Source organism: Streptomyces sp. NPDC034037 (assembly GCF_055575715.1).
Genome location: NZ_JBVISC010000004.1, coordinates 389,647 through 414,529, shown reverse-complemented (window position 1 = coordinate 414,529; position 24,883 = coordinate 389,647). Strand labels below are relative to the sequence as shown.

At 68.3% G+C, this 24,883-nt stretch carries 22 protein-coding genes; 13 read left to right on the top strand and 9 right to left on the bottom strand.

Annotated elements, in window-relative coordinates; genetic code table 11:
- Position 1 precedes the first annotated feature (1 nt).
- The 7 genes from ACZ516_RS17080 (at position 2) to ACZ516_RS17050 (ending at position 5,329) form a co-directional block, all read left to right on the top strand.
- Positions 2–532: an NUDIX domain-containing protein gene (locus ACZ516_RS17080; RefSeq protein ID WP_469010841.1), complete on the top strand. Its 531-nt coding sequence runs from the start codon at positions 2–4 to the stop codon at positions 530–532.
- 151 nt (positions 533–683) lie between these two features.
- The gene (locus tag ACZ516_RS17075) at positions 684–1,028 is read left to right on the top strand and encodes a helix-turn-helix domain-containing protein (protein ID WP_469010839.1); all 345 of its coding nucleotides are present in this window, start codon (positions 684–686) and stop codon (positions 1,026–1,028) included.
- Between the two features lie 135 nt (positions 1,029–1,163).
- Positions 1,164–1,520 carry a hypothetical protein gene (locus ACZ516_RS17070; RefSeq protein ID WP_469010837.1) on the top strand — a complete coding sequence of 119 codons (357 nt, stop codon included), beginning with the start codon at positions 1,164–1,166 and terminating at the stop codon, positions 1,518–1,520.
- A gap of 137 nt (positions 1,521–1,657) precedes the next feature.
- On the top strand, positions 1,658–2,092 hold the full coding sequence (locus tag ACZ516_RS17065; protein WP_469010836.1) for a hypothetical protein: 435 nt from the start codon (positions 1,658–1,660) through the stop codon (positions 2,090–2,092).
- The gene (locus ACZ516_RS17060; protein WP_469010835.1) at positions 2,089–4,188 is read left to right on the top strand and encodes a hypothetical protein; all 2,100 of its coding nucleotides are present in this window, start codon (positions 2,089–2,091) and stop codon (positions 4,186–4,188) included. Before ACZ516_RS17065 ends, ACZ516_RS17060 begins: the two co-directional genes overlap by 4 nt.
- Before the next feature lie 266 nt (positions 4,189–4,454).
- The gene (locus tag ACZ516_RS17055; RefSeq protein WP_469010833.1) at positions 4,455–4,976 is read left to right on the top strand and encodes a hypothetical protein; all 522 of its coding nucleotides are present in this window, start codon (positions 4,455–4,457) and stop codon (positions 4,974–4,976) included.
- Positions 4,973–5,329 carry a hypothetical protein gene (locus tag ACZ516_RS17050; protein WP_469010832.1) on the top strand — a complete coding sequence of 119 codons (357 nt, stop codon included), beginning with the start codon at positions 4,973–4,975 and terminating at the stop codon, positions 5,327–5,329. The genes ACZ516_RS17055 and ACZ516_RS17050 overlap by 4 nt, the downstream gene beginning before the upstream one ends.
- Positions 5,330–5,508: 179 nt before the next feature.
- Here ACZ516_RS17050 and ACZ516_RS17045 read toward each other — a convergent pair whose 3' ends face one another.
- The 3 genes from ACZ516_RS17045 to ACZ516_RS17035 all read right to left on the bottom strand — a co-directional run bounded on the left by ACZ516_RS17045 (position 5,509) and on the right by ACZ516_RS17035 (position 8,118).
- The gene (locus tag ACZ516_RS17045) at positions 5,509–6,105 is read right to left on the bottom strand and encodes an RNase H family protein (RefSeq protein ID WP_469010831.1); all 597 of its coding nucleotides are present in this window, start codon (positions 6,103–6,105) and stop codon (positions 5,509–5,511) included.
- Between the two features lie 118 nt (positions 6,106–6,223).
- Positions 6,224–6,802, bottom strand: coding sequence for a hypothetical protein (locus ACZ516_RS17040; protein WP_469010830.1), 579 nt, complete (start codon positions 6,800–6,802; stop codon positions 6,224–6,226).
- Positions 6,803–6,891: 89 nt separating this feature from the next.
- Positions 6,892–8,118 carry a DNA sulfur modification protein DndB gene (locus tag ACZ516_RS17035; protein WP_469010828.1) on the bottom strand — a complete coding sequence of 409 codons (1,227 nt, stop codon included), beginning with the start codon at positions 8,116–8,118 and terminating at the stop codon, positions 6,892–6,894.
- 267 nt (positions 8,119–8,385) lie between these two features.
- Here ACZ516_RS17035 and ACZ516_RS17030 point away from each other — a divergent pair, with 267 nt between their 5' ends.
- The 4 genes from ACZ516_RS17030 to ACZ516_RS17015 all read left to right on the top strand — a co-directional run bounded on the left by ACZ516_RS17030 (position 8,386) and on the right by ACZ516_RS17015 (position 16,661).
- Positions 8,386–10,539: a DNA methyltransferase family protein gene (locus tag ACZ516_RS17030; RefSeq protein WP_469010827.1), complete on the top strand. Its 2,154-nt coding sequence runs from the start codon at positions 8,386–8,388 to the stop codon at positions 10,537–10,539.
- 53 nt (positions 10,540–10,592) lie between these two features.
- The gene (locus ACZ516_RS17025; protein ID WP_469010825.1) at positions 10,593–12,227 is read left to right on the top strand and encodes a class I SAM-dependent DNA methyltransferase; all 1,635 of its coding nucleotides are present in this window, start codon (positions 10,593–10,595) and stop codon (positions 12,225–12,227) included.
- A gap of 316 nt (positions 12,228–12,543) precedes the next feature.
- Positions 12,544–13,443, top strand: a complete 900-nt coding sequence (locus tag ACZ516_RS17020) for a restriction endonuclease subunit S (RefSeq protein WP_469010823.1) — start codon at positions 12,544–12,546, stop codon at positions 13,441–13,443.
- Positions 13,440–16,661 carry a type I restriction endonuclease subunit R gene (locus tag ACZ516_RS17015; protein ID WP_469010822.1) on the top strand — a complete coding sequence of 1,074 codons (3,222 nt, stop codon included), beginning with the start codon at positions 13,440–13,442 and terminating at the stop codon, positions 16,659–16,661. The genes ACZ516_RS17020 and ACZ516_RS17015 overlap by 4 nt, the downstream gene beginning before the upstream one ends.
- Positions 16,662–16,732: 71 nt before the next feature.
- On the opposite strand, the gene ACZ516_RS17010 is transcribed toward ACZ516_RS17015, so the two are convergent.
- Both ACZ516_RS17010 and ACZ516_RS17005 read right to left on the bottom strand, forming a co-directional pair.
- On the bottom strand, positions 16,733–18,133 hold the full coding sequence (locus tag ACZ516_RS17010) for a hypothetical protein (RefSeq protein ID WP_469010821.1): 1,401 nt from the start codon (positions 18,131–18,133) through the stop codon (positions 16,733–16,735).
- 695 nt (positions 18,134–18,828) lie between these two features.
- Positions 18,829–19,242 (bottom strand): organic hydroperoxide resistance protein, encoded by a 414-nt coding sequence (locus ACZ516_RS17005; RefSeq protein ID WP_358584872.1) that lies wholly within the window; start codon positions 19,240–19,242, stop codon positions 18,829–18,831.
- A 147-nt stretch (positions 19,243–19,389) separates the two neighbouring features.
- On the opposite strand from ACZ516_RS17005, the gene ACZ516_RS17000 reads away from it, so the two are divergent.
- Positions 19,390–19,926 (top strand): MarR family winged helix-turn-helix transcriptional regulator, encoded by a 537-nt coding sequence (locus ACZ516_RS17000; protein WP_469010819.1) that lies wholly within the window; start codon positions 19,390–19,392, stop codon positions 19,924–19,926.
- A 43-nt stretch (positions 19,927–19,969) separates the two neighbouring features.
- On the top strand, positions 19,970–20,713 hold the full coding sequence (locus ACZ516_RS16995; RefSeq protein ID WP_469010818.1) for a maleylpyruvate isomerase family mycothiol-dependent enzyme: 744 nt from the start codon (positions 19,970–19,972) through the stop codon (positions 20,711–20,713).
- 46 nt (positions 20,714–20,759) lie between these two features.
- Here the strand turns inward: ACZ516_RS16995 and ACZ516_RS16990 are convergent, their stop codons facing one another.
- From ACZ516_RS16990 to dhbC, 4 genes are all read right to left on the bottom strand, one after another.
- Positions 20,760–20,999, bottom strand: a complete 240-nt coding sequence (locus tag ACZ516_RS16990) for a phosphopantetheine-binding protein (RefSeq protein WP_358697118.1) — start codon at positions 20,997–20,999, stop codon at positions 20,760–20,762.
- A gap of 106 nt (positions 21,000–21,105) precedes the next feature.
- Complete coding sequence (locus tag ACZ516_RS16985) at positions 21,106–21,753, bottom strand: isochorismatase family protein (protein WP_469010816.1); 648 nt, start codon at positions 21,751–21,753, stop codon at positions 21,106–21,108.
- Positions 21,754–21,835: 82 nt separating this feature from the next.
- Positions 21,836–23,563: a (2,3-dihydroxybenzoyl)adenylate synthase gene (locus tag ACZ516_RS16980; protein ID WP_361077944.1), complete on the bottom strand. Its 1,728-nt coding sequence runs from the start codon at positions 23,561–23,563 to the stop codon at positions 21,836–21,838.
- Positions 23,560–24,771: an isochorismate synthase DhbC gene (dhbC, locus tag ACZ516_RS16975; protein WP_361077947.1), complete on the bottom strand. Its 1,212-nt coding sequence runs from the start codon at positions 24,769–24,771 to the stop codon at positions 23,560–23,562. The genes ACZ516_RS16980 and dhbC overlap by 4 nt, the downstream gene beginning before the upstream one ends.
- Between the last annotated feature and the right edge of the window lie 112 nt (positions 24,772–24,883).

Below are 24,883 nucleotides of genomic sequence, written 5' to 3'. Positions count from 1 at the left end.
CATGCCCAACAACCCGCCCGACGAAGGGAACCCCGTGGCCCAGCAGACCGATGACCGATCCCAAGCCCTCAAGCCGGCGCTCGAATCGATGACCCTGCTGGTCGCGGCCGTCATCGTCCACGACAAGGCCACCAACCGCGTCGTCCTCCTCCAGCGCAGCGAGAACGCCAAGTTCGCCCAGGGCATGTGGGACCTCCCCGTCGGTAAGAGCGAACCGGGCGAGCCCATCACCGAAACCGCGGTCCGCGAGCTCTACGAGGAGACCGGCCTCACCGTGAAACCCGAGTCCCTCAAGGTCGCCCACATCATCCACGGAGCCTGGGGCGTCGAAGCCCCCAACGGCTTCCTCACGGTCGTCTTCGCCGCCCACGACTGGACCGGCGAACCCGAAAACCGCGAACCCCGCAAGCACTCCCAGGTCCGCTGGGTCGACGCAGACGCCATCCCCGACGAATTCGTCGACACCACCGCCAGCGCGCTCCGGCGCTATCTCGCCGACGGCCCCCAGGTATCGCTGGACGGTTGGCGCTGACCTCACGAGCTTGCATCGATTGGTGCAGGCTCAGCTGACTGTTGCCGGATATCCCCTTCGGGCTCTCGTCGACACCGTATTCTGTGTTCCATACTTGCAACAGGCTTGGCGTGTGAGGCCAGAGAAGGTCGAGCGGGAAAGGTGCGGACCCATGGGTGCGTGGGATGATCTCGGCATGCCCCGGAGCAGTAACGATCAGGTCCCGCGACACTATGTGGTCGACGGTGCCTGGCCGCATGCCGCTCTGGCCCCCGACGCTCCCGTGAGCGCGCACTACGGGCAGGCGCTCGCTCGCAACCTCGAGCGCGCCATGGCCTCCACTGGACACACCCTCCGCACGCTGGCTGACGCCACAGGCGTCACTCATTCCACTGTCAGCAGGGTCGTCAACGGCAAGGTCATGCCGGACCTGGGGACGATCGCCAGGCTGGAGGCCGCGTTCGGATTCCAGCTCTGGCCGGGGCCGGCCGCCCTGCCGCCGAGCTCCTCCCGCTGACGGAGCCGCGTCTCCCCTGGTCGGCTGCGTCCCGCTTGCGTGGCGCGAGCACTCGGAGACGATTCATCTATGTGCATGTATGCACCGAGAACGCGTCGAGAGGTGCACCTCCTCTGCTTCGGGCCCGGACATGAGGTGCTCGTCGTTCGCTGCGGACCGTCCGGAGGGGTCACCCTCCCTTCGACCCTCCGCCGTGAGCGGGAAACGCACGACCAGGCCGCCGGTCGCCTCCTGGCGATCGGCGCGATACGGCCCGGGGGCACTGTCGCCCGAGTCGAGTCACCTCCGGGGCCTTCGCTGTCGGGCCAGCGCGAGGCCCGCATCTTCACCGCCCATGCCGACCGGCTGTTTCCGGTGGCGGCGGGTGGCTGGGAGCCGTGGAGCGACCTGCTGCCGGGCCTGAGTCATCTGGGCATTCCAGAGCTCTCCCTGTTCGTCGAGGGCTACCTCGCCGGCTGGATTCCGGACGGCTGGATCACGCTGGAGCCCTGAGCCGGGAGTCCCTCGGGGTGCCGCGTTTTCAGCCTTGTAACGCTTCGAATTCGCCTTGTTTCGCTCCGTGGTCATGAGGGTGGGGGTGCGAGGGGAACGCATGGGGCCTGTCACTGTCACCGATGGAGGAGACCAGAGTGGACGTGCCTCAGGAACCGGCAACGGTGGGGGCGGCGGGCGCTGCGGCGCTGGTCGCGTCCATGGTGTCGGATGGGTGGCGTGGTGCCAGGAGCTGGGTCGGGCGTTGGCTCGGCCGGGGGCGGGTGGAGGACGAGACGCGCCAGCTCGCGCGTCTCGACCGCGACAGGGAGCTGCTCCTCGAGGCCCCGGAGAACGAGGCCGATGACCGGGCTAGGGAGGTGTCGGGAGCCTGGGCCGTCCGGCTGCAGGACGTGGCGGACGAAGACGAGGACGCGGCCCGTGAACTGCTCGACTTCGTGAAGCGGTGGCAGACCGAGAACCCTGAGTCCGCCCAGAAGGCGACGATCGTCCGGCAGAACGCGAAGGCCAGCGGCAAGGCACGGATCAACCAGGTCGGCGGCAACCAGACCGTCTTCAGGAGGCGGCCATGAGCGACGCATCGGCCCCCGAGCAAGGTGGAGAGCAAGGCGTGCGCCAGGACGCGACGGCCTCGGATCACGCCCAAGTCACCCAGGTGGCAGGTGACTACGAGGAGCACCATCACAAGTACGTCCGTGGCTGGGAGTTCCTGCAGGCGGCCCGCATCGATGAGGCGGAGATCGCGCTCGTCGAGAATGCCTACGTCCACACCGAACCGGAGCCCGGAAAGGAGGGGCAGGTCGCCCGCGGCGTTCGTCTACTGACAGGGCAGGAGAGCCGGCACAACGTCGTCGTGCTGACCGGCGCTGACGGTACGGGCCGTCGCACGACGGCTTTGCGGATCTTGCGTGACGCGGGGATCAGGGGCGAGAACATCCGTGGCCTCGTGCTGGACTGGGACCGCCCGCGTACGGAGCAAATTCCATGCACACCCGACCACGGGTTCATCCTCGATCTGTCGGCGTACCGCACCTTGCCACCGGACTTCTACCAGGGCTTGAACGACTACCAGAAGGAGGCGTCCGACGCAGGGACCCGCCTGATCATCCTGGCCACAGCCGATACGTGGAAGCCGGGCACGCAGGCCTCAATCCCCCGCGTCGAGCACGTGCCTCCGCCGCTGCTCAAGGTCGCCAGAGCCCACCTCGAGCAGCACGACGCCGAGCGGCTCGACTGGCTCAAGGGCGATACAGGTCTGTCCGGACTTCTGGGGCCCACAACGCCGCTGGCCGAGGCGGTCCGCCTTGCCCGGATTACCGCTCATGCGCCTCCCGACGGTCAGGAGGCCGTCAAGGCCGAGTTCGAGAACTGGAAGCAGTATCTCGACGACTGGTTCGAGCAGTACGACGGCGTCGACCACCTTCGCGACCGAGCCTTGCTGATCGCTGTAGCTCTCCTGGAAGGGGTGTCCGCCGACGCCGTGATGGAAGCCGCGGACAAGCTCTTCCAGCAGGTGGAGGGCGCTCTGCCGATCGGTGGCCCGCTGGCCGGCCCGGATCTGGACAAGCGAATGGAGATCGTCGGGGCCGAACGCACCGATGACGACGCTCTGTCTCTCAGCACGGCACGTCACGGACTGCACGAAGCGGTCCTGTCGCACGTCTGGAAGCAGAGGCCGCCGCTGAGGAAGATTCTTCTGCGGTGGGCCTCCGACATCACCGGTCAGAACGGAGCGGCCGTCAAGCACCGCCAGCATGTCGCCTCGGCGATCACAAGGCTCGCCACGGGTACCGGCGGTGAGGCCGTTCTGGGCATCGTCACCGAGTGGACAGAGGCGGACAGTCCTGCACTTCGCAGACTCGCGGCGGGCGTTCTGGAAAGTACGGCGACCCACCCGGGTATCGGGGTGGCAGTCCGCAAGTACCTTTACGACGCTGCCAAACTGAAGAACCTCAGCGAAGCGCGCGCCACCACGATCGCCGACGTCTGCGCGGGAAGCATGGGCCGGTCCTACCCCCGTGTCGCACTCACCCGGCTCCGGCTGCTCGCCTCCCGCAGTGATCGACGTGGAGCCGATGCTGTTGCCAGGGCCGTTCGTACGCTGGCAGCCGAAGGAGAGCTGACGAGCCTGGTCCTGGGGGAGATCGTCGCCTGGGCGGAGGACGACGATGCCGTGATCCAGCAGGCCGGTGCAACGGCCTTCCTCGCCCTGACCAGTCTGAAGGACGAGAACGCAATCGGCCGTTCGCTCGCGACTACCAGGACCGATAAGGAGGGGGCGGCTGGAGTCGAAGACACTCTGTTCGTCCGTGGGTGGCGTGCGGCCTGGAAACACACTCCCACCACCGACCAGGCCAAGGCGGCGTTGGCCGCGTGGCTGGACTCACCCGCCGTACCGGACACCCTCGTCCTCCCCGTGGCCGAAGGCGTACTCAGGGGAAATCTCCGTGACGCGGGGGTGTCTCACCTCCTCGTGGGAGAGGGAGGCGTCACCACGGAGACCGGGCGTCGCCGGCGTCCCGTCCTACTCGACCGCCTCATCGCCATGGAGGTGCCCGAACCTGTCGCTGATCATCAGGCGGACATGGCACCGCCTTCCGTAGCGATGGCAGATTCGCCCGACTTCGCGACTGCGGGTCCCGGACCGGCTGTCGTGACCTCGGCATGAGTCTCTTCGCACGCCGACGTAGGCGCCCGGGGCCGCCTCCCGCCACAAGCGGTGAGGCGGCTCCGGCCCCGTTGCCGACAGCTGTGACCGTCCAGCTTCACGGTGAACGAATTCCCAGCCGCGTACCAAGCGTCTTCTTCACCGTGCACATCGATGGCTCTTGGTGCGTGGAAGGCGCCGACAGCGAGGAGCCGTACGGGGACCCAGCCGTACGCGCCCGCAGCCAACTGCGGGAACGGGCAGCGCAGACACTCACCCGCTACACAGTGCTCGAGAGAGCCGCGGCCCAGGACGCTGTGAACCAGGCCATCGCCCATCCGCTCAACCCCACCACGGGCTTCATCGCCCACGGCGTTGCGGAGCTGTTCGTCGACGACAGGGACCGGAGCCTTGCTCTGGAACACCTGCGTCGAGAGCAGGAGAGCGACCTCCAACGACACGACGCGTATCGCCACCTCGTCTTCCTTCAGCGCATCCTCGCTGACCCGGACCTGCGCCGCGTCTGGTGGATCGATCAGCACCCCGATCGCATCGGCGACCTCCCGGATCTGAAGACGGCGCTGGGAGACCTCCGCCCGCCGCATGACTCCGACAGGGACACCCTCCGTGACGAGATCGGCAGGTTCATCGACCAGCTCCTGGACGACTTCCGAAGCCCGCAACAGCTTGAGGTCCTCCTTCGGGCCTTCACCCAGACGCTGCGCACGCTCGGCAGCTCCGACCTCCAGAAGACGGCCGCCAGTTGGCTGCACGCCCACCCGACCAGCCCCGGAGGCGACACCGCATGAACCTGCAGAGCAGACGCTGGATCCTCGCCCCCACTCGGCAATGGCGCACGTATCGGCTCATGAGACAGCACGGCCCGTCGCTCGACTATGGGACTGCGTGGGCCTTGATCGCCCTGTGCGACGCGCCTGACGAGTTCTCCTTCGTCCAGCAGGCGGCGCGGGAAGCCGGAGGAGAAGACAGGGGAGGGCTCCACCACGATGACTGGAACCTGCTCACCGCCGATGAACGAGATCGCAGAAACCGCTGGTTCATGCGCTTCGGCAGGTCGCCGATAGGACGACTCGGTCTCAGCGACGACCTGCTCATACGAGCCGGGCTCCGTGTCGTGGACTGGGGGAGACCAGACGACTGAGAGACGTGGCTCGCCGGGGACGTCGCGAGGCCCACGGCAAGCGTTTCCGTAGTTTCCTATCTGCGCCCTGTGCAGCGCTGACAGGGGGCTCGGCAGTTCATCTCGCGTCACGGGATTCGCCCCTGTCCAAGCCCGCTTCACCGTGCCCCGCGATTGTCGCTGGCTCTTGTGCGCCGGCTTCAGGGGCTGCTGGGTGCGGGACGGGACGACGACCTCGTGGACCGGGCGTAGGCGTCGAGAGCGTTGGTCGCCCAGAGGGGTACGAGCCGGGAGACTTCGGATGCAGGGACGATGCCTCGCAGGCAGCGGAGCCCGAGTTTGGCCAGTGAGTCGGCGGCCTCGTTGAGCGGGTGGCCGACGTGCGCCTTCTCGTGGACGAAGGTGAGACCGGGCGTGTACTCGGCGATCATCTGGAGCTTGAGGAGGGTGGGGGTTCGCCCCTCGGAGCGCAGCTCGGTGTCGTAGCCCGCGGGCATGTCCGATCCGCCCTGCGCCCACTGGGCGAGGAAGTGCAGAGCGCCGAGGCTGTCGCAGCGCACCTCCACCGGGCGGCCGGGCGCGGCGGTGAGGACCGCGTTCAGCCCCCAGTAGACGGCCCGGAGCTCATGGACGACGACGCGGGTGGAGGACTGGGTGAGCCGCCGTGGGTGCAGGTGGGCCCGTACTCCGCTGTGTCCGGTCGTTGCCACGTAGCCGCAGCTCGCGAGCTCTGAGGCGACGGACGCGTCCGTGGCCACCACGATCGGGCCGGCCACGGGCTTGACCTGGTCGTGCACGCGTACACCCTGAGGGCTGCGCGTCGGGCGCGGGCTGCAGGCGTGCGCGACCGGTGAGCGTCGGCCCATCCGACTTCTCCCTCTCATATGGGGGGGCGAACAGGGGCTCGCAGCCGGATCAGCCGGTCTTGACCCATTCCTGGCAGCGCTGGGTCTGGAAGTACTCGCCCTTCTTCAAGGTCACGCGGCCCGGGCCGTTCAGGTTGTTGTTGGCGATGATCGCGTCGAACTCGCCGCTCGCGTTCTTGAGCCGGGCCCAGTAGCAGCCGAAGTCGTCGTCCGGTCCCGCGGTCTTGTAGGTGCCTGGTGCGATCTCCTCGCCGACCAGGTACTCCCCGTCGCCGGCGAAGGTGCTGGCCGGACCGGGGTCCTTGGTGGGCGTCGGCTCGGACGTGGTCGTCTCCGGTGCCGAGGAAGCGGGCTCCGCCTCGGTCGTCTCCGGTGCGGGGGATGTCGGCTCCGGCTCGGTCGTCGGGGTCGTCGTCCCGACTGCCTGGGGCTTCTCGGATGCGGTGAGCGGGTTCCCCGTGTCGTTGCCGTTCGCCCCGATCGCGGTGCCGATCAGCAGAGCGACGATGGCCGTGGCGCCGTGGGTCAGCCACGCCTTGCGGCGGGTGGGTTTCGTGGCGGGGAGCGGCTGAGCGGGTCCGGGCCCCCAGCTGTCGGGGGAGGGCTGCGGCGGGTGCTGAGTGCTCATGGTCAGTTCTCTCCAGAGGTGAAGTGCTGGGCGGACCGGGGCCCGAGAGCCACACCGGGCCCCGTAGACAGCAAGAGGGAGGGGGCGGGCTACCAGCCGCGGATCTTGCGTCCGAAGTCCGTGTCGGGCCCGAGCAGCGCGTCGGCGACTCGGCCGCCGGAGTCCTTGGCGCCGCCACCGAAGTTCAGGACACCGGCCGCGTTGGCGCTGGCGGCCACGCCGTCCCAGTAGCGGGCCTCGCGCTCGAAGCGCACCGGCTCCAGCAGCCGCAGCAGTTCCTCGACGTTGAGCCGGCTGCCACCGTTCGCCCAGCTGGTCGCCTGGTGGGCGGCGATTCCGAGGCCGGCCAGCACGGCGGGGGCCGAGACGGCGCCGCGCGCCGCGAAGTGCGGGAAGAGCGCCGAGATCACCTGGGACAGCATCGGGACGAGCTCGCGCTCGGCCTGCTCGGTGCTCACGCCCTCCGGCAGGTCGCCCTCATGGACCGTCGCCGAGGACAGGCCGAGTCCGCTCCGCCCGTGCAGCGCCGTGATCACCAGGACCCGCAGTGCGGAGAGCGTCACGAGCTCCGGGTCGGTCTTGGTCAGCTGGCGCTTGCGGCCCTGCACCAGCTTGCTGAACGGGATGATCTTCCCGTCGTGCTCGACCTTCACCGTCTCCGAGATCCGGTGCGCGATTTGGGTGCCGATGTCCCGCTGGTCCATCGACATCGCCAGATTCTTGGCCACCGGCACGCCCTCGACGTTGCGGTCGTAGAAGATCTGCCGGGCGTCCTCGACGGTGAGCCCGAAGTACAGCTCGAAGGGCACCCGGACCTGGCCGAGCTTCTCGTACGTCGTTCCGAACCGCTCCGGGTTGTCGTACAGCTCGTGCCATGCCGTGACCTGCGTCTCCCCGTCGATGGCGACGACGGGCGAGCCGGGCAGCACCGTGACGGTGCGGATGCCCGTGCCCGCGATCAGTTCGTCGCCGACCGCGGCCGGGTGGCCGTCGAGCCACAGCGTGATCGGCGGCGTGGACCAGGCGGCGCCGTGGCCGCCGCTGATGCCGGTGGCGATGTAGGAGGCGTACGAGGTGACATTCCGCCCCTTCTGCGTCGCCTTCAGCATCCGCTGGACCAGCCCGCGCACCTCGGCGTGCCGGCGCAGGGTGCCCGAGGCGTACTTCAGGGCGCGCTTGTCCTCCTCCGCCTTCGGCGAGGGGACGAGCTGCAGCAGGGTCGGCAGCCCCATGGTCCCGATCACGGCGTCCGGGCGGAACGGGGTCACGGTCAGCTGGATGCCCTCGACGGCGGCGGTCGGCATGGTGATGGTCATCGGTGGATCCCTCTCGGCATGGAGTCGATCAGCCACACGGGGTGGTGGCCGGTGCCGCCTGTCTGACGACTGAGGCGATGCGCTCCGAGAGTGGCGGGGCGGCGAGGGAACTGGACAGTGAAGTTCTGATAACCGGGGTTATCGAAGAATGGAAGGTATCGAGTGCAGGCTGTGCTCTAGGGTGTGGGCCATCCCCGAATCCACCGCACCATCTGGTGCCAGGGGTCCGGCAACACCGCCGCCTATCGACTGAGAGGAGGGAACGCCGTGACGGATGCGCTCTTCCGCGGCCCTGCCGCCGGTGCCGCGGCTAGCCCCTTGCTCTCGATGCCCGAGATCGCTGCGTTGGCACAGGTCAAACGGCCGGTCGTATCGACGTGGCGCCGACGCTACACGGACTTTCCGACGCCCGTGGCCGAGATGGCCGGCCGCGTTCAGTTCGATGGCGAGGAGATCGCGCAATGGCTCCTTTCCACGGGGCTCGGCCATGCGGACCCGGCTCAGCTGCGCGCCGAACTCGTGCTTTACAGCCTGGCCGCACATGCAGACCGCTCTGATGCGCTGCGTACGGTCGACACCGTCGGCGCGCTGCTCTCTCTGCGGTACCTCGATGAGCAGCCCCTGGCTGGGGAGAACGGGGAGGAAGCGACGGCGCCCCTGCGGCTGTGGGACGCGATCATGCGCCGCGCTGAGCGCATCGACCCGGACGACGAGTTTCTCCTGCGGGAGCTTCAGGTCGCAGACGAGGACGCCGTTCCGCTCGTACGCCTTGCCGAGGACATGATCGAAGCCGCCTACGGTGAGCGAGGAGCTTACGAGTGGCTGCTTGCCTCGCGCTCGCGGCTCGGTGCCACCACGCTTGCTGCCGACGCCCTGGCCCCGGAGCTCCTGAACCTCCTGGTACAGCTCGCGGACCTGCGCCCCCGCCTCGGGCGAGGTGAGCGAGTCACGCTGGCCGACCCGTACGCCAGGGCAGGCGACGTCCTGGCGGCTCTCATCCGCGAGGCGGAGGAACCGGAGAGCATCACTGCCTTGGCAGCGGACCCCGACGAGCGTCTGGCCCGGATCGTTCGCCGTCGCCTCCTGTTGGCCGGCATCGACGAGTTCGCACTCGACGTGCAGACCGGCACGGATCTGGACGAAAGGCTCGCCGACCCACAGATCGTCGTCACGCAACTCCCGTATCGCCCTGGCGAAGACCGGTCCGTGCTGAGCGCGCTGGCAGACGTGGAGCGGATTGCGGACCTGCTCGGACCTGGATGCACCGCCATCGTGCTCGGCCCCGCCGATGCCCTTGTCGACGCACTGACGGGCACCGAGGAGTCCAAACTGCGTTCGGCCCTGTTGCGGCGCAACCTCGTCGAGGCTGTCATCTCCCTGCCTGCCGGCACTCTGCCCTATCGGCCTGCGTATCGGCCGGCCCTTTGGATCCTCACGCGTGACCCGGTTTCGGAAGCGGAAGGGTACGTCCTTCTCGTCGACATCAGCGCGGAGGCGCTCACTGAGCGCGTGAGTGCTCGTCTTGCTGAGGACGTCCTGCTGTGGAGGGCGGAGGGCTTCCAGGGGCTCGGGGGGCATGACCCCCGCTACGGGCGAGTCGCACGCGTCGCTGAATTGGACCGGGCGTTCGGGGGCCCGCTCACGCCTCCGGGCCCGCCGGCCTCCCAGATCCTGGCGCGCACGGTCATGGAGCGTCCCGCGTTGATCGCCGAGGCCGAGACCCGACTGGAACGCGTCGCTGAGGAAGCCCGGGCCTATGGCGAGCAGCACGGCCCGTTCCGGGGGCGCGTCCAGCGACGCATGGGTCGCCTGCCGGAGCGAACGACTCTGGGAGCGCTGATCAAGCAGCGGCGGGTGGCCAAGCTCAAGGGTCACCGGATCGATGAAACGGACATCAGCGGTGCGGGCAACCACGCCGTGATCGGCCCGGAGGAGATCACCGGATCCAGTCCGATCGGCGCCCGCCGGATCGACCGGCTCATACTGGCCGCGAAGTACGACCACGTGGCACTGACCGAGCCCGGCGACCTCGTTTACACCGTGGCCCCCGAACTCGGCCTCTACGTTGACCACGATGGCTTCAAGGTCGTCACCTTCCCAGCGCGTGTACTGCGTGTCCGCGGCGACGGTGAACGGCCTTTGACGCCACGCGTGCTGGCCGCGCTGCTCCGTGCCGCTCGTGCGACCAGGCGCAGCCCGAGTGCCGTGCGCCCCCGTCGCATAGAGGACTACCAGCTACCGGACCTCGAACCGGACGACATCGAGCGGTTCGACACCCTCCTGGCGGAGACGGAACGGCGAGGGCAGCTGTTGCAGGCCCAGATCGATGCCCTTGACGAGGCGAAACGGCTGACAATCGCCGGCCTGGCCGACGGCACGCTCACCATCGACGAAGCCGCCCCGAATCGCTCCATGCTGTAACCCTGTTGAACTGCTGAAAACCGACGCCACCAAGGAACGAGGAAGAAGGAACGATGCCCCCGCGCAAGCGAGCCACCGCCGGTCAGGGCGAACTGCCCGGCGTCTCCAGCACCAAGGAGATCCAGGACATCCTGTGGAAGGCCGCCGACAAGCTCCGCGGCTCCATGGACGCCGCCCAGTACAAGGAGTTCGTCCTCGGACTGGTCTTTCTGAAGTACGTCTCCGACGCCTTCGCGGAGCGGCGCGCCGAGCTGGCCGCCGACCCCGAGCTCGCGGAGATCCCGGAGCACCGCCGCGGCGCCTTCCTGGAGGAGCGCGACGAGTACACCAAGAAGGACGTCTTCTGGGTGCCGCAGACCGCCCGCTGGGACTACATCGCCGAGAACGCGGCCAGCGCGGAGGGCGGCGTCGGCAAGCTCCTCGACGACGCGATGGACGAGGTGATGAAGGCCAACAAGACCCTCACCGGCGTCCTCCCGAAGATCTTCAACCGCGACAACGTCGACCAGAGTCGGCTGAAGCAGCTCGTTGATCTGATCAGCGACGCCCGCTTCACCGGGCACGGAGACCGCCCGGCACAGGACGTGCTCGGCGAGGTCTACGAGTATTTTTTGGAGAAGTTCGCGAGGGCCGAGGGCAAGCGCGCGGGAGAGTTCTACACCCCGGCGAGCGTGGTGCGCCTGATCGTGGAGGTCCTGGAGCCGTACGAGGGCCGTGTTTATGACCCGGCCTGCGGCTCGGGCGGCATGTTCGTCCAGTCCGGCAAGTTCGTCATGAAGCGGCGCGGTCGGGACCACAGCCACGACATCGCGGTGTACGGCCAGGAGGCCAACGAGCGCACGTGGCGCCTGGCGAAGATGAACCTGGCCATCCATGGCATGGACCCTAAGGGCGTCGGTGACCGTTGGGGCGACACCTTCGACGACGACAAGCTGCCTGACCTCAAGGCCGACTTCGTCATGGCGAACCCGCCGTTCAACATGTCTGACTGGGCGAGGAAGACGGACGACTCGCGCTGGAAGTTCGGAGTGCCGCCGCAGGCCAACGCCAACTACGCCTGGCTTCAGCACATCGTTTCCAAGCTGGGAGACCGCGGCTCGGCCGGCGTTGTCCTGTCGAACGGCTCCATGTCCTCGAAGCAGTCTGGCGAGGGCGAGATCCGTGCGTCGCTGGTCGAGGCCGACCTGGTTGCCTGCATGATCGCCCTTCCGGGAAACCTGTTTCGGACAACGGCCATTCCGGCGTGCCTGTGGTTCCTCGCCAAGGACAAGACCCCGCAGGGCACGAAGGCGCTGGAGGACCGACGGAGCCAGGTGCTCTTCATCGACGCTCGCGCAATGGGAACGATGATCGACCGCACTGAGCGCGTTCTCACAGACGAGGACCTGGAGAAGATCTCCGACACGTACCATGCGTGGCGCGGCACCGCGTCCGCCAAAGAGAAGGAGCTCTCGTACGAGGACGTGCCCGGCTTCTGCTACAGCGCCACGCTGGAGGAGGTCGCCAAACAGGATCACGTGCTCACCCCGGGACGGTACGTCGGCGCGGCTGAGGCAGAGGAGGACCCGGACGCCGAGCCGGTCACCGAGCGCATCGCACGCCTGACAAAGGAACTCTTCGCTCACCTCGACGAGTCCGCGCGGCTCGACGCGGTCGTTCGGAAGCAGCTGGGGAGGACCGATGGCTGAGCGAATGGTGTCGCTTGCAGAGCTGGCCAATGAGAATCAGATTGAAGTCGGCGCCGGACGACCTCGATCGGTTAGCCAGGAACTCCCCATTTTGAGGGTTGCAGATGTCTTGGACGGTAAGATTGGGTCGCCCGATTTCAGCTCTTCTCTAGAGAGCCGCTCTGGGGATCATGGCCCAAAGGTCTCCCGCCCCGGAGACATTGTCCTCACTGTCAAGGGAACTGTGGGTCGGGTTGCCTTGATTCCGCCTGAATCCCCACGGTATGCCTACAGCCCGCAGCTGTGCTATTTCCGGCCATGCGCAGATGGTCCACTGATGGCGCGATATCTGTACTACTGGTTCAGGAGTGCCGATTTCTGGATTCAGGCGAATGCCCTAAAGGGGCAAACCGACATGGCGGACTTCATTAGCTTGGGTGACATCTTGTCGCTCAAGCTGCGGATCCCGTCTCGGGCGCAACAAGAGGGTGTAGTTGGTGTCCTTGGGGCATTGGATGACAAGATTGCAGTCAATGAAAGCATCGCAACTACGGCTAGCCGCTTGGCGATGTCTCATGGCCAATACGTGATTGAGCACACGGTTGGTTCGGAGGCGTTTCTTGGTGACAAGGCTCTAATTACCAAGGGTAATTCATATCGTAGTGTCGACTTGGGGGAAGGGGGCAACTGGTTGGTCTCGCTAAAGTGTGTCGGTAGAGATGGTTTTTTCCGGCATTCTGGGCTCAAGCGGTTCTCGGGTGACTTCAAGGAGTCACAGGTCGTTGCCGATGGCGAAGTGGTGGTTGCTCACACTGACTTGACGCAGAAAGCCGAGGTTATCGGTAGGCCAATGCGTGTGACGAGTCTTGGCGTGGGTGGGACTCTCGTTGCTAGCTTGGATCTTGCAGTTGTCCGCCCTCGTGACTCGCTTACTCCCGAATACCTGTTGGCGTTGCTTTCGATGCCGCAGTTCCGTGAGCACGTGATGAGCTACTGCAATGGCACGACGGTTTTGCACATGAGCGTGAAGGCGCTCCCGGAATTCAGGTTCGTGATGCCGGAACAGGCGCAGATCGACGCTCTGACAGATCGCATGTCGCCGCTCCTCTCGCGGTCAGATCAAGCGCGTATGGAGTCGATCACCCTCGTTGCCCTTCGCGACGCCCTACTCCCTCAACTTATGTCCGGCGAGCTGCGCGTCCGCGACGCGGAGCGGATCGTGGAGGACGCCGTATGACGAGCGACCGCGCGAAGCGCGACGGCAAGATGACCGAGGCCACGTGGGAGAGCCTGGCCATGGACCAGCTTGCCGAGCTCGCCTGGGAGGTGAAGGAGAGCGAGGACATCGCTCCCGGAACCGGGCAGCGGGCGGACTGGGACGACCTCGTCCTACACGATGAGCTCAAGGAGGCCATCGAGCGGCTGAACCCCGAGCTGCCGCCCAAGGCCGTTCGTGACGCTCTCCGCATCGCGACCGACGTGCGGTCCGCGGAGGCGTACCCGGAGAACAAGCAGGCGCACGCCTACATGGTCTCTGGCATCCGCCTCACGTACACCGACGACTTCGGCGCCGAGCAGAGCCCGACCGTCCGCCTCGTGGACTTCAACAACGCTGACGCGAACACGTACTTCGTCGTCAAGCAGGTCACCCTGCGGGACAGCAACGGCGGTCACCGCCGCTTCGACGTCGTCCTCTACGTCAATGGTCTTCCGCTTGCCGTCGTCGAGCTGAAGAGCGCCGCCGCTGAGAACGCGACGCTCAAGGACGCGCACGCGCAGATCCAGACGTACGTCACCGAGTTTCCGATCGCGTTCCGCTACAACGTGCTGTGCCTCGTCTCGGACGGCATCACCGCGAAGTACGGCACGGTATTCACGCCGTACGAGCACTTCGCCCCGTGGAACGTGGACGAGGACGGCAAGCGCGTCGACACCAATGCCCCCGACTACGACGGTCTGGAGGCGTTGAATCTCGCCCTCTACGGGCTGTTCACCCAGCCCCGCTTCCTCTCCCTCGCGGCCAACTTCGTCAACTTCACGCCGACCGGCAAGCGGATCGCGAAGCCGCACCAGTACTACGCCGTCACCAAGGCCGTGAACGCGATCGTCGAGGCGTCGCGCAGCAACGGCCAAGCCGGCGTCGTCTGGCACACGCAGGGCGCAGGCAAGTCCGAGGAGATGGTGGAGACCTCCGCGCTGGTGTCCCGGCACCCGGCGCTGAACAACCCCACCATCGTCGTGGTCACCGACCGCAACGACCTCGACGACCAGCTGTACGAGACGTTCCAGGACAGCACAACCCTCCTCCGCCAGGCACCCCTCCAGGTGACCACCCGCGAGGAGCTGCGCACCGAGCTGTCGAGTCGACGCACCGGCGGGATCATCTTCACGACGCTGCAGAAGTTCGGGCTCACTCCTGAGGAGAAGGCCACCGGCGTCAGCCATCCGCGGCTCTCCGAGCGCCGCAACATCCTGGTCGTCGTCGATGAGGCGCACCGTTCCCACTACGACAGTCTGGATGGATACGCCCGCCACCTGCGCGACGCGCTCCCGTATGCCACGTTCATCGCCTTTACTGGCACCCCGATCTCCAAGGCCGAAGCCGACACGTGGGCAGTGTTCGGGGCGGAGATCGACCGCTACGACCTCAAGCGGGCCGTGGACGACGACGCCACCGTGCGTGTCTACCACGAGCCACGGGTCATCGACGTCTCCCTCCCGCCCGGCGTCGACCCCGACGCCATCGACGAGCAGGCCAACGCTCTGACCGAGGGTATGGACGACGCCGAGCGCCGCCGTGCCATGCAGAGCGCCGCCACCATGAACACCGTGTACGGCGCAGACGACCGCATAGCGACCCTCGCCGACGACCTGATCGAGCACTGGGAGCAGCGCCGCGAGCTCATGAAGCCGCAGATCGGCGGCCCCGGCAAGGCGATGGTCGTCTGCGCCACCCGTGAGATCTGCGTGCGGCTGTACGACGTCCTCGCCAAGCGACGCCCCGACTGGGCGAGCGACAAGGTCGATGAGGGCGTCATGAAGATCGTCTTTCACAGCGACCCCACCGACCTCGAATTTCTCCGCAAGCACGGCCTGCGCAAGTCCCAGCAGAAGATCGTCCAGAAGCGTGCCAAGGACCCCGACGATGCACTCGAGCTGCTCATCGTCCACTCGATGCTGCTCACTGGCTACGACGCTCCGCCCATTCACACCCTCTACATGGACCGTCCGATGCAGGGTGCGAACCTCATGCAGGCCCTCGCCCGCGTCAATCGTCGCTTCCGCGGCAAGCAGGACGGCCTCCTCGTCGGCTACGCCCCACTCACCGACCACCTCACGAAGGCGCTCGGCGAATACTCGCCCAGCGACCAGGAGGACAAGACGCTCGGCGCGGACATCGAGCGAGCGATCACCCACGTCAAGAACGAACTCAACGACATCAAGGGACTCCTGGCCGGTAGCCGCTGGAAGGAGTTCCTCGCCGACACCGCGCACCCGGAGCCCCGCAAGCGTGCGCTGCGACTGGTCTCCAACTATCTGCGCGACCCGAAGACCCCCGGCAATCAGGTAGAGGGTGACGCCAAGCCGCTGTCCACGAAGTTCAAGGAGAGCGCCTACCGCCTGGAGCGCTACTACCGGATCTGCTCCATGAGCCGGGAAATCGTCGAGCGCTGCGAGGACCTGGAGAACTGGCGGCGCGACATTGCCTTCTTTACCGAGGTCCGTGCCTGGATGGTCAAGCTCGACGCCGCCGATCGGGAGGCGAAGGGCGAACCCCTCTCCGCGGAGATCCAGCTCTACCTCAAGCAGCTCGCTGCCTCCGTCGTCGACGCCGACGACATCACGGACCTGTACGAACAGGCCGGCATAGGCAAGCTGGACATCACCCACCTCAACGAGGCCCAGCTGCACAAGCTGGAGAACTCCGAGACGCCGCACCTCGTCGCCGAGGCCCTGCGGCGCCTGATCCAGCAGAAGATGCGTGAAGTCACCAAGCACAACATCGTCCGCCACGAGAGTTTTGCTGAGCGTCTCGACGATCTGATGAGGCGCTACATGCTCCAGCAGCTGACTAGCGCCCAGACAATCGCCCTACTGGCCGCCATGGCAGCGGAGATTGCCGTGGAGGCCCGCCGTGGCGAGCACTTCGACCCACCGCTGAGCCACGCCGAACTCGCCTTCTACGACGCCGTCGCGCACCGCAACATGGCCGAGCTCATCACGGGTGGAGACGACACCCTCGCCCGGATCGCCCGCGCGCTCGTGAAGGACATCCGGGAGAACCTGTCCGTCGACTGGCTTTCCCGGGAGCCTGTCCGAGCCAAGCTTCGCTCCCGCATCCGTCGGGTGCTCGCGAAGTTCGACTACCCCCCGGAGGAGGAGCGCGAGGCCGTCGACCTGGTTCTCAAGCAGATGGAGACCTTCGCGCAGGAGTGGGCGCCCAAGGCGAAGTAGGTATGGCCCCTGGCATGGTTGGCGGCGTGCTGAGGAGAGATCCGGTCGCGTGGTACGCGCCAGCGGCCGGATCAGTCCCGAGCGTCAGGGACAGGAGCGCCTCGTCGCCATTGTTCCAGCACCAGCCAGAAGTCACGGGGCCAGGACATGGCCCGAGGGTCAAAGGAGTAGTTCTCGAGCGTTGCTGATCTCCACAGGACCTCGGCGTGCTCTGCTTCGTCCCCAAGGAGTCGGGCTGTCGCCAGGTGGCCGCGCGCTGCGCCGTAGTTTCGGCGCTCCGCGGCGTTCACGAGAGCGGGCCAGAGCTCCCACACCAGGAACTGTTGCAGGGCTCGCAGGTGATCGCCGGCCTTCTGGCAGAGCGAGTCGGCAACGTTCCGGTCCACCTCGTCTGCCTGACGGTCGAGTTCATAGAGCTTGTCGTCATTCCAACCATGCTTTTCGACGAGCTCCCTCCAGAAGGTCCAGGAGCGCTCTGCCTTGGCACGCGCGTAACCTGTCAGCTCCTCCCGAGTGAGTCGGGGAAAGTCCAGATCACCTCGCTTCTCTAGGTCGGAAGTGCTCGACGTCGGACTGGCCTCGTCGCCGTACCTGATCTGCGTGAGGACTTCCAGCAGGCGGAGCGAGGACTCGACCTCCTCGCCACGGACCAGACCGCAGATGTCGGCGATGTCCTGGGCAACCTGGTTCCAGTCGCTCTCCGCGATGTGGTTGTCGAGGTCATCGGCCAGCCAGTCCGCCGAGCCGCGGCCACGGAGATCGTCCAGAAGCTCCTCCACCTTGGAATCGAGGCGCTCTTTGACCGCCGCAGGGGTCTCCCGCTCGCGCCGCGCTGCCGCTTCCTGCTCCGCGCGCGCGGCGGCGTCTCGCTGTTGGTCACGAGACGTCCGGGCGGAGGGAAGGCGGGTCTGCAGGGCCCGCATCTCCTCAGCCTTCACCGGGTCGATCGCGTCCAACAGTTCAATGGCCTGCATCCGGTGGCCGGCTTGAACGATCGAGTCGGACGCGACGCAGCAGAGCAGACCCGTCGCGTCCTTGGGGGCGCGCTGCCCCACGGCGACGGCCAGGGCGAGACGATCTTTGCTTGCCGCACCCGGGTGTGCCGCAAGCCGCTCCAGAGCTGTCGGTACGTAGCCAGCAGGATGCTCGTGCTCGGCGAGGGCCAGACCGACTCTCATACGTGTCGTGAGCGGGGCCGTCTCGTCCTGGGCGAAGAGCTGCGCGGTCCACACGGCCCACCCCTCACGTACCGCGTCCGCCAACCAGCTCCAGCCGTTCTTGGGCAGCAGGTGTCGGGCTTCCGCGTAGCCGGCGTCGTTCGCGCGATGCACCAGCGCGTCAGCTGCGCGGTGCCGCAGACCTGCCGGGAGGCCCTTGATGCCTGCGACGTAGCAGAGGCCGACGGTGTAGTCGGCGCTGGAGTACGCCGGCCGATCGACATTGACCCCAGACAACCGCAAGATGCGTCGCAAGTCCTCGTACCAGGGTCCTGGAGTCTGAACCATGAATGTCGCCGCAGCGAGTGCAGAACCTCCACGGACCATGCACGCTGTCAGGGCGGATGTCCGCCAGGCGTCACCGAGTGACTCGTCGGCCAGGCGGACAAGGCAGGTCGTGACGAAGTCATCTGGTTGTCTGCGTTGGGTCGGCACGTCGCAGTCCGGCAGTAGCTCGGGCCTCTGCGCGCCCACCATGTCGTACCCCCTTGATCGACAGCCGTGGGCATCCTAGCTCTGTAGCGCTTGGGCCTCGTCGCGACGATGTTCGTGGGGCGCGTGACAGATACAGCGACCGAGCGATCCCTTGGTCCGGATGGGTGGGGTGGATACGAGCTTCCCGGAGCCGTGCCCGTGTCGCGCGGCAGCGCGCAGGAGAGTGAAGAGGTGCCTCCCGCTCACTTGATCGACGGGACTTCGGAGTCGGGAGGCAGTCTCCGCGGTGCATGAACGGATGCCCTCGCTGACCTGCAGCGATTCGCTGAGCGTTCTCAGGTTGGGAGTCATGCGTTCTGAGCGAGGCTGGCGATTACCCGCTGACCTGCAGTGATGGGGTTTTCTCCAAGCCCCACGAAGGCGAGGCATGGTGGCGCGGGTCCCTGGGGAGCGCGTCACCGCCGTCAGTGTAGCGGGTGGTCGTTCGGGGGTGCCGAGGTGAAGGGCGGGGGTGGTTACTCGATGACCAGTTCCACGGGGATGTTGCCGCGCGTGGCCTTGGAGTAGGGGCAGAAGGCGTGGGTCTTCTTGAGGAGCTCCTCGCCGGCGGGGCCCTGGAGGTGGTCGGGGAGTTCCGCGCGCATGATCACGGAGAGGCCGAAGCCGCCGTCCGTGTCCTTGCCGATGCTGACCTCCGCCGTCACCGAGACGTCCGAGACGTCTATCTTCTCCTGGCGCGCGATGTTGCCCATGGCGCTGGCGAAGCAGGCCGCGTAGCCCGCCGCGAAGAGCTGCTCGGGGTTGGTGCCCTTGCCGTTGCCGCCGAGGGCGGTGGGGAAGCCGAGCGGGAGGTCGATCTGGCCGTCGGAGCTGACGGCGCGGCCCTCGCGGCCGTTGGCGGTGGCCACAGCGGTGTACAGCGCGTCCATGATTCTCCTTCTTCCTGCTGGTTTTCGCGGTCCGTTCGCGGTCACCCGTGGGAACCGAGGTGTTTAGTAGAGCACGCTATTTAATTGTGTGCAACCTAGTTGTGTGTGACTTGGTTGTGTGTAGGGGGGTGCCGGTAGAGTGGGGGGATGGACAACGTCAAGGAGTCCCGCGCGCCGCGCGGTGGCGCGGACCGGGACGAGGACTTTCTACGGCTCGACCAGCAGGTCTGCTTCTCGCTGCACGCCGCCGCCCGCGCCTTCAACGGCGTCTATCGGACCGCCCTGAAGGATCTCGGGCTCACCTACCCCCAGTACCTCGTCATGCTCGTCCTCTGGGAGCACGGCGAGCTGCCCGTCAAGAAGATCGGGGAGCGGCTGCGGCTGGACTCCGGGACGCTGTCCCCGCTGCTCAAGCGGCTGGAGGCCGCCGGGTACGTGGAGCGGCGGCGCAGCGTCGAGGACGAGCGGTCCGTCTCGGTGCGGCCCACGGAGCAGGGCGTCGAGCTGCGGGAGAAGGCCCTCGCCGTGCCGCGCACCATCGCCTCGTCCACCGGGCTCTCCCTGGACGAGGTACGCGACCTGCGCTCCCGGCTCAACGCGCTGACCCACGCCCTCGACACGGCCGGCACGGAAGCCGGTACGGAAACCGAAGGGGGAGGGGGTGCGCGTGACTGTGTCCGGTGACCTCGGGGCTGGTGGCGGTCCTCGAAGTGGGCTTGGCGCGGACTTGCACGCCGACGCCGTCGCCCGTGAGACCCGGCGGTTCGCCGCCCTCCTCGAACAGGGCGATCTCTCCGCTCCCGTGCCCGGTTGTCCGGGCTGGACGCTCCTCGATCTGGTCCGGCACACCGGGGGCGTGCAGCGGTGGTTCGCCGCCCTGTTGCGCGCCGGGGTCCAGGAAGCGCCGCGCACGCGGGAGGTCCAACTCGATCTGCCCGAGCGCGAGGACGCGTACGGTGCCTGGCTCGTCGCCGGCGCGGAGCTGGCCGCCCGCGCCTTCGCCGAGGTCGACACCGGCGCGCCCATGTGGACCTGGGGCGCCGACCCGCACGCCCGCTTCTGGGTCCGGCGCATGCTGTACGAGACCCTGGTGCACCGCACCGACGCCGAGGCCGCCCTGGGGCTGCCGACCGTGATCGACCCGGTGCTCGCGGCCGACGGCGTGGACGAGTTCCTCGTCAATCTGCCCTACGCCACGCCCTTCGCACCCGGCGTCGCCCGACTGCGCGGCCGGGACGAAGTCCTCCGGTTCCGCGCCGACGACACCGGTCAGGAGTGGCTCGTACAGCTGCGGAGCGACGGGTTCGGGCTCATCCGCGCCACCGGGCAGGACGCCGACGCCTCCGTGCGCGGGGCCGCCGCCGATCTGCTCCTGCTGCTCTATGGGCGGCTCGGGCGCGACGCGGAGGCCTTCCGGACCGCCGGCGACCCGGAGCTGCTCGACCGGTGGTTCGACAACTCCGCCTTCTGATCCGCCTTCTGAACGGACTCGACCTCCTGTATACGTCCGCCGAGACCTACGCCTCCCGCGTCAGCAGCGGCACCCACTTCTCCAGCGCCGGCTGCTCCGCCAGGTCCGCGAACGACGCCGTCACGCCGTGGTCGCGGCGCCAGCGGCCCAGCAGGCTCATCAGGCGTACGGAGTCGAGGCCGTAGTCGACGAGGTTCTCGTCCACGGGGATGTCCGCCGGGTCCTCGCCGAGGACGTCGGCCACGTCCGCGCGCAGCTGGTCGAGGGTCAGAGGGGTCGTGGTCACGGTGTCGCTCCTTGCCGTCAGGGCAGTCAGGGTCAGTCAGGGGCAGGTAGGGCCACCAGGCCTGTCAGGCCCTCAGGGGCCTCAAAGGCCTCAGGGGCCTGAGTCTTCAGATCGCGTCGTGGCCGGCGTCGTCGAAGACCCTCGCCGTCGTCGTGACCACCGCGCACTTGCCCGCCGCCCAGCGCAGCGCCATCGCGTGGTCGTCCGCCGAGAAGTCGGCCACCGCGTCGGCCACCACGAACGCCTGGATGTCCTGCATCCACGCGTCGCACGCCGTCATCAGGACGCCGATGTGGGCGTAGACGCCGGTGATGACCAGCTGGTCGCGGCCCTGTTCGCGCAGCCGCTCCAGCAGGTCGGTGCGGACGAAACCGCTGTACTTCCACTTGGTGAGGACCGTCTCGGCGGGCGCCGGGCCGATCTCCGGGGCGAGCGCCGCCGCCTGCTCGTCGTCCGGCAGGCCCGGACCCCAGAAGTCCTGCTGGAGGCCCCGCTGTTCGGGCGTCTGGCCGCCCGGCTGCGCGGTGTGCAGGACCGGCACGCCGAGCCGGTCCGCCGTCCGCTTCAACTCGGCCACGTGCGCGAGCAGTTCCGGCACGGGGGAGGCGTCGCGGTCGTACGCCGACAGGAAGTAGTTCTGCAGGTCGTGCACGAGGAGCACGGCGCGGGCCGGGTCGACCTTCCAGTCGACCCGGTTGGCGGGCAGCTCGTCGGCGGACGGCATCGGGTACGGGGCGATGGCGGGCAGGGCCATGGTGGTGACGTGTTCCGTTCAGTGTGCGTTGAGGGTGCGCGTTCAGACGTGCGTGCAGGCTCGCGGGCCCAGGCACGCCGGTTCAGGTTTGCGTGGGCTGGGACGCGTCCCCGGGCTGTGGGACGGGTGCCCGCGTGGCGGACGCCGCCGCCCGCAGGTCCTTCTTCGAGATCTTGCCGACGCCCGTCTGCGGGAACGCCTCCACGAACTCGACGCGGTCCGGCACCTTGTACGCCGCGAGGCCCCGGCCGCGTACGAACTTCTTGACCGCCACCGGCTTCAGCGGCTCCGCGCCGGCGCGCAGGATGACGTACGCGCAGGTGCGTTCGCCGAGGTAGGGGTCCGGTTCGGCGACGACGTTGGCGTCGTGCACGGACGGGTGGGCGAGGAGGTGGTTCTCGACCTCCTCGGCCGCGATCTTCTCGCCACCGCGGTTGATCTGGTCCTTCGCCCGCCCCTCGACGACCAGGTGGCCCGTCCCGGTGAGGCGGACGATGTCGCCGGTGCGGTAGAAGCCGTCCGGGGTGAAGGAGCGGGCGTTGTGCTCGGGCGCCTTCCAGTAGCCGCGGATCGTGTACGGGCCGCGGGTCAGGAGGTGGCCCCTCGCGCCGACGGGCAGGTCGTTGTCCTCGTCGTCGACGATCCGGATCTCGTCGTCGGGGGAGATCGGCCGGCCCTGCGTGGTCACGATCGTCTCGTCCGGGTCGTCCAGACGCGTGTAGTTGACCAGGCCCTCCGCCATGCCGAAGACCTGCTGGAGCGTGCAGCCCAGCGCGGGCCGCACGCGCCGCGCCGCCTCCTCGCTGAACTTGGCGCCGCCCACCAGCAACACTTCCAGGCTGGACAGGTCGTACGTCGATGAAGGCGCCGCCTCCGTCCAGACCAGGGCGAGCGGCGGGACCAGGCCCGTGATGGTGACGCCCTCGGACTCGATGAGCGGGAAGGCGACCTCGGGGGCGGGCCGCGGGCAGAGCACGACGCGGGCGCCCGCGTACAGCGCGCCGAGCGAACCGGGCGAGGAGAGCGGGAAGTTGTGCGCCGCGGGGAGGGCGACCAGGTACACGGACGACGCGTCGACGCCGCAGAGTTCGTTCGAGCCGCGCAGCGAGTAGATGTAGTCGTCGTGCGTGCGCGGGATCAGCTTCGGGACGCCCGTGGAACCGCCGGAGAGCTGGAGGAAGGCCAGGTCGGAGGGGCCGGGCGGGTCAGGGACGGTGAGCGGGTCGCTGACCGGGTCGGTGACCGGATCGGTGATCGGGTCGACGGGTACGTCGGACAGGGCCTCGAAGGCGCCCGGGTCGCCGGCGGCCACGAAGACGTGGCGCAGGGTGGGGACGGCGGCCAGGACCTGCGCCGCCAGGTCGCGGTAGTCGAAGCCGCCGTCCTCGGCGGGGATGACGTACGCGGCGGCCTCGGTGAACTCGCAGAAGTAGCGGATCTCCGTCTCGCGGTGCGCGGGCAGCGCGAAGACCGGCAGGGCGCCGATGCGGAACAGGGCGAAGACGGTCTCGAAGAACTCGGCGATGTTGGGGAGTTGGACGACCACCTTGTCGCCCTTGGTGATGCCGCGGGCGAGCAGGCCGGCCGCGAGGCGGTCGGCCCGGCGGTCCAGTTCGCCGTACGTCCAGCGGCGGGCCCCGGCCGGGTCCCCGGCGGAGTCCCCCGCGGGGTCGACGATCGCGATCCGGTCGGGGTGCTCGGCCGCGCGCTCGCGCAGCATCCGGCCGAAGGTCTCGCCGCGCCACCAGCCGGCCTCGCGGTAGCGGGCGGCGAACTCCTCGGGCCACGTCGGCGCCTCGGGGGTGCTCACAGCTCGGCTCCCACCGCGTTCAGGAACGTGCGGAACTTCGCGCCCGTCTCCGCGGTCTCCGCCGCAGGGTCCGACGCGGCGACGACGCCCGCGCCCGCGTACAGCCGCAGGGAGCGCTCCTCGGCCTCGGCGCAGCGGATCGTGACGACCCACTCGCCGTCGCCGTTCGCGTCGCCCCAGCCGATCATGCCGGTGAAGAAGCCGCGGTCGAACGGCTCGGTCTCGCGGATCACCTCGCGGGCGGTGGCGGTCGGGGTGCCGCAGACCGCGGGGGTGGGGTGCAGGGCGCAGGCCAGTTCGAGGGCCGAGGCGTCGGGGGCGGCGAGGGTGCCGGTGAGGGTGGTGGACAGGTGCCACATGGTGGCGGTGCGGATCAGGGTGGGGCGGGCCGGGACGGTCAGGTCCGTGCAGAACGAGGCGAGCGCCTGGTGAACGGCGTCGACCACGACCGCGTGCTCGTGCAGGTCCTTGGCGGACTCCAGGAGCGCGGCGGCGCGGCGCACGTCCTCGGCGAGGTCGTCGCTGCGGGGCGTCGAACCGGCGAGGGGGTTGGCGACGACCTGGTGGCCGCGGCGCGAGACGAGCAGCTCGGGGCTGGCGCCGATCAGGGTGCGGCCGGGGGCCGTCGGCAGCGCGAAGGTGTAGCCGGAGGGGTCGCGGCGGGCCAGGCGCTGGAGCATCAGGGGGATGTTCAGCGGGGCGGGCGCGGTCAGTTCGAGGGTGCGGGCGAGGACGACCTTGCTGAAGTCGCCGCGCCACATGCGCTCTACGGCGGCGGCCACGCCGGCGCCGTACTCCTCGGGCGCCGGTACCGGACGGATGTGCCAGTCGGTGGCGTCCGGCGTCTCGGCGGGCAGCGCGATGAGCGGGTCCGCGGTGAGCGGCGGCGCGGTGCGCACGGCCGCGGGGACGGCGAGCGCGGCGGGCGCGGTGTGGTCGAAGGGGACGGCGCCGACGACGTACGGCCTGGTGAGCCCGGCGCGGCGGGCGCCGGCCAGGGTGGCGGCCACGCGGTGCGGCAGGGGTCTGTCGTCGTGTGGCACGTGGGCGTGGACGCCGCCCTCGGAGAGGAGGGTGCGGGTGGGGGTCGCGAGGAAGCGTTCGCCGGGGGTGTAGGCGTCGAGGAGGGCGGTGGCCGCGCCCACGGCGGGGTGGGCCTGTTCGGCCGCCGTCGTGACGTGCGTGGCGACTTCGGGTGCCGTCGACACGGGGGCTCCGTTTCTGGGGGCGGGGTACGCCCCGCGGTGGGTCCGGGGAGGGGTGGTTCGTTCGGTACGGGGGGATGCGGGGCAAACGGGTGGGTGGGTGGGCGACATCCGC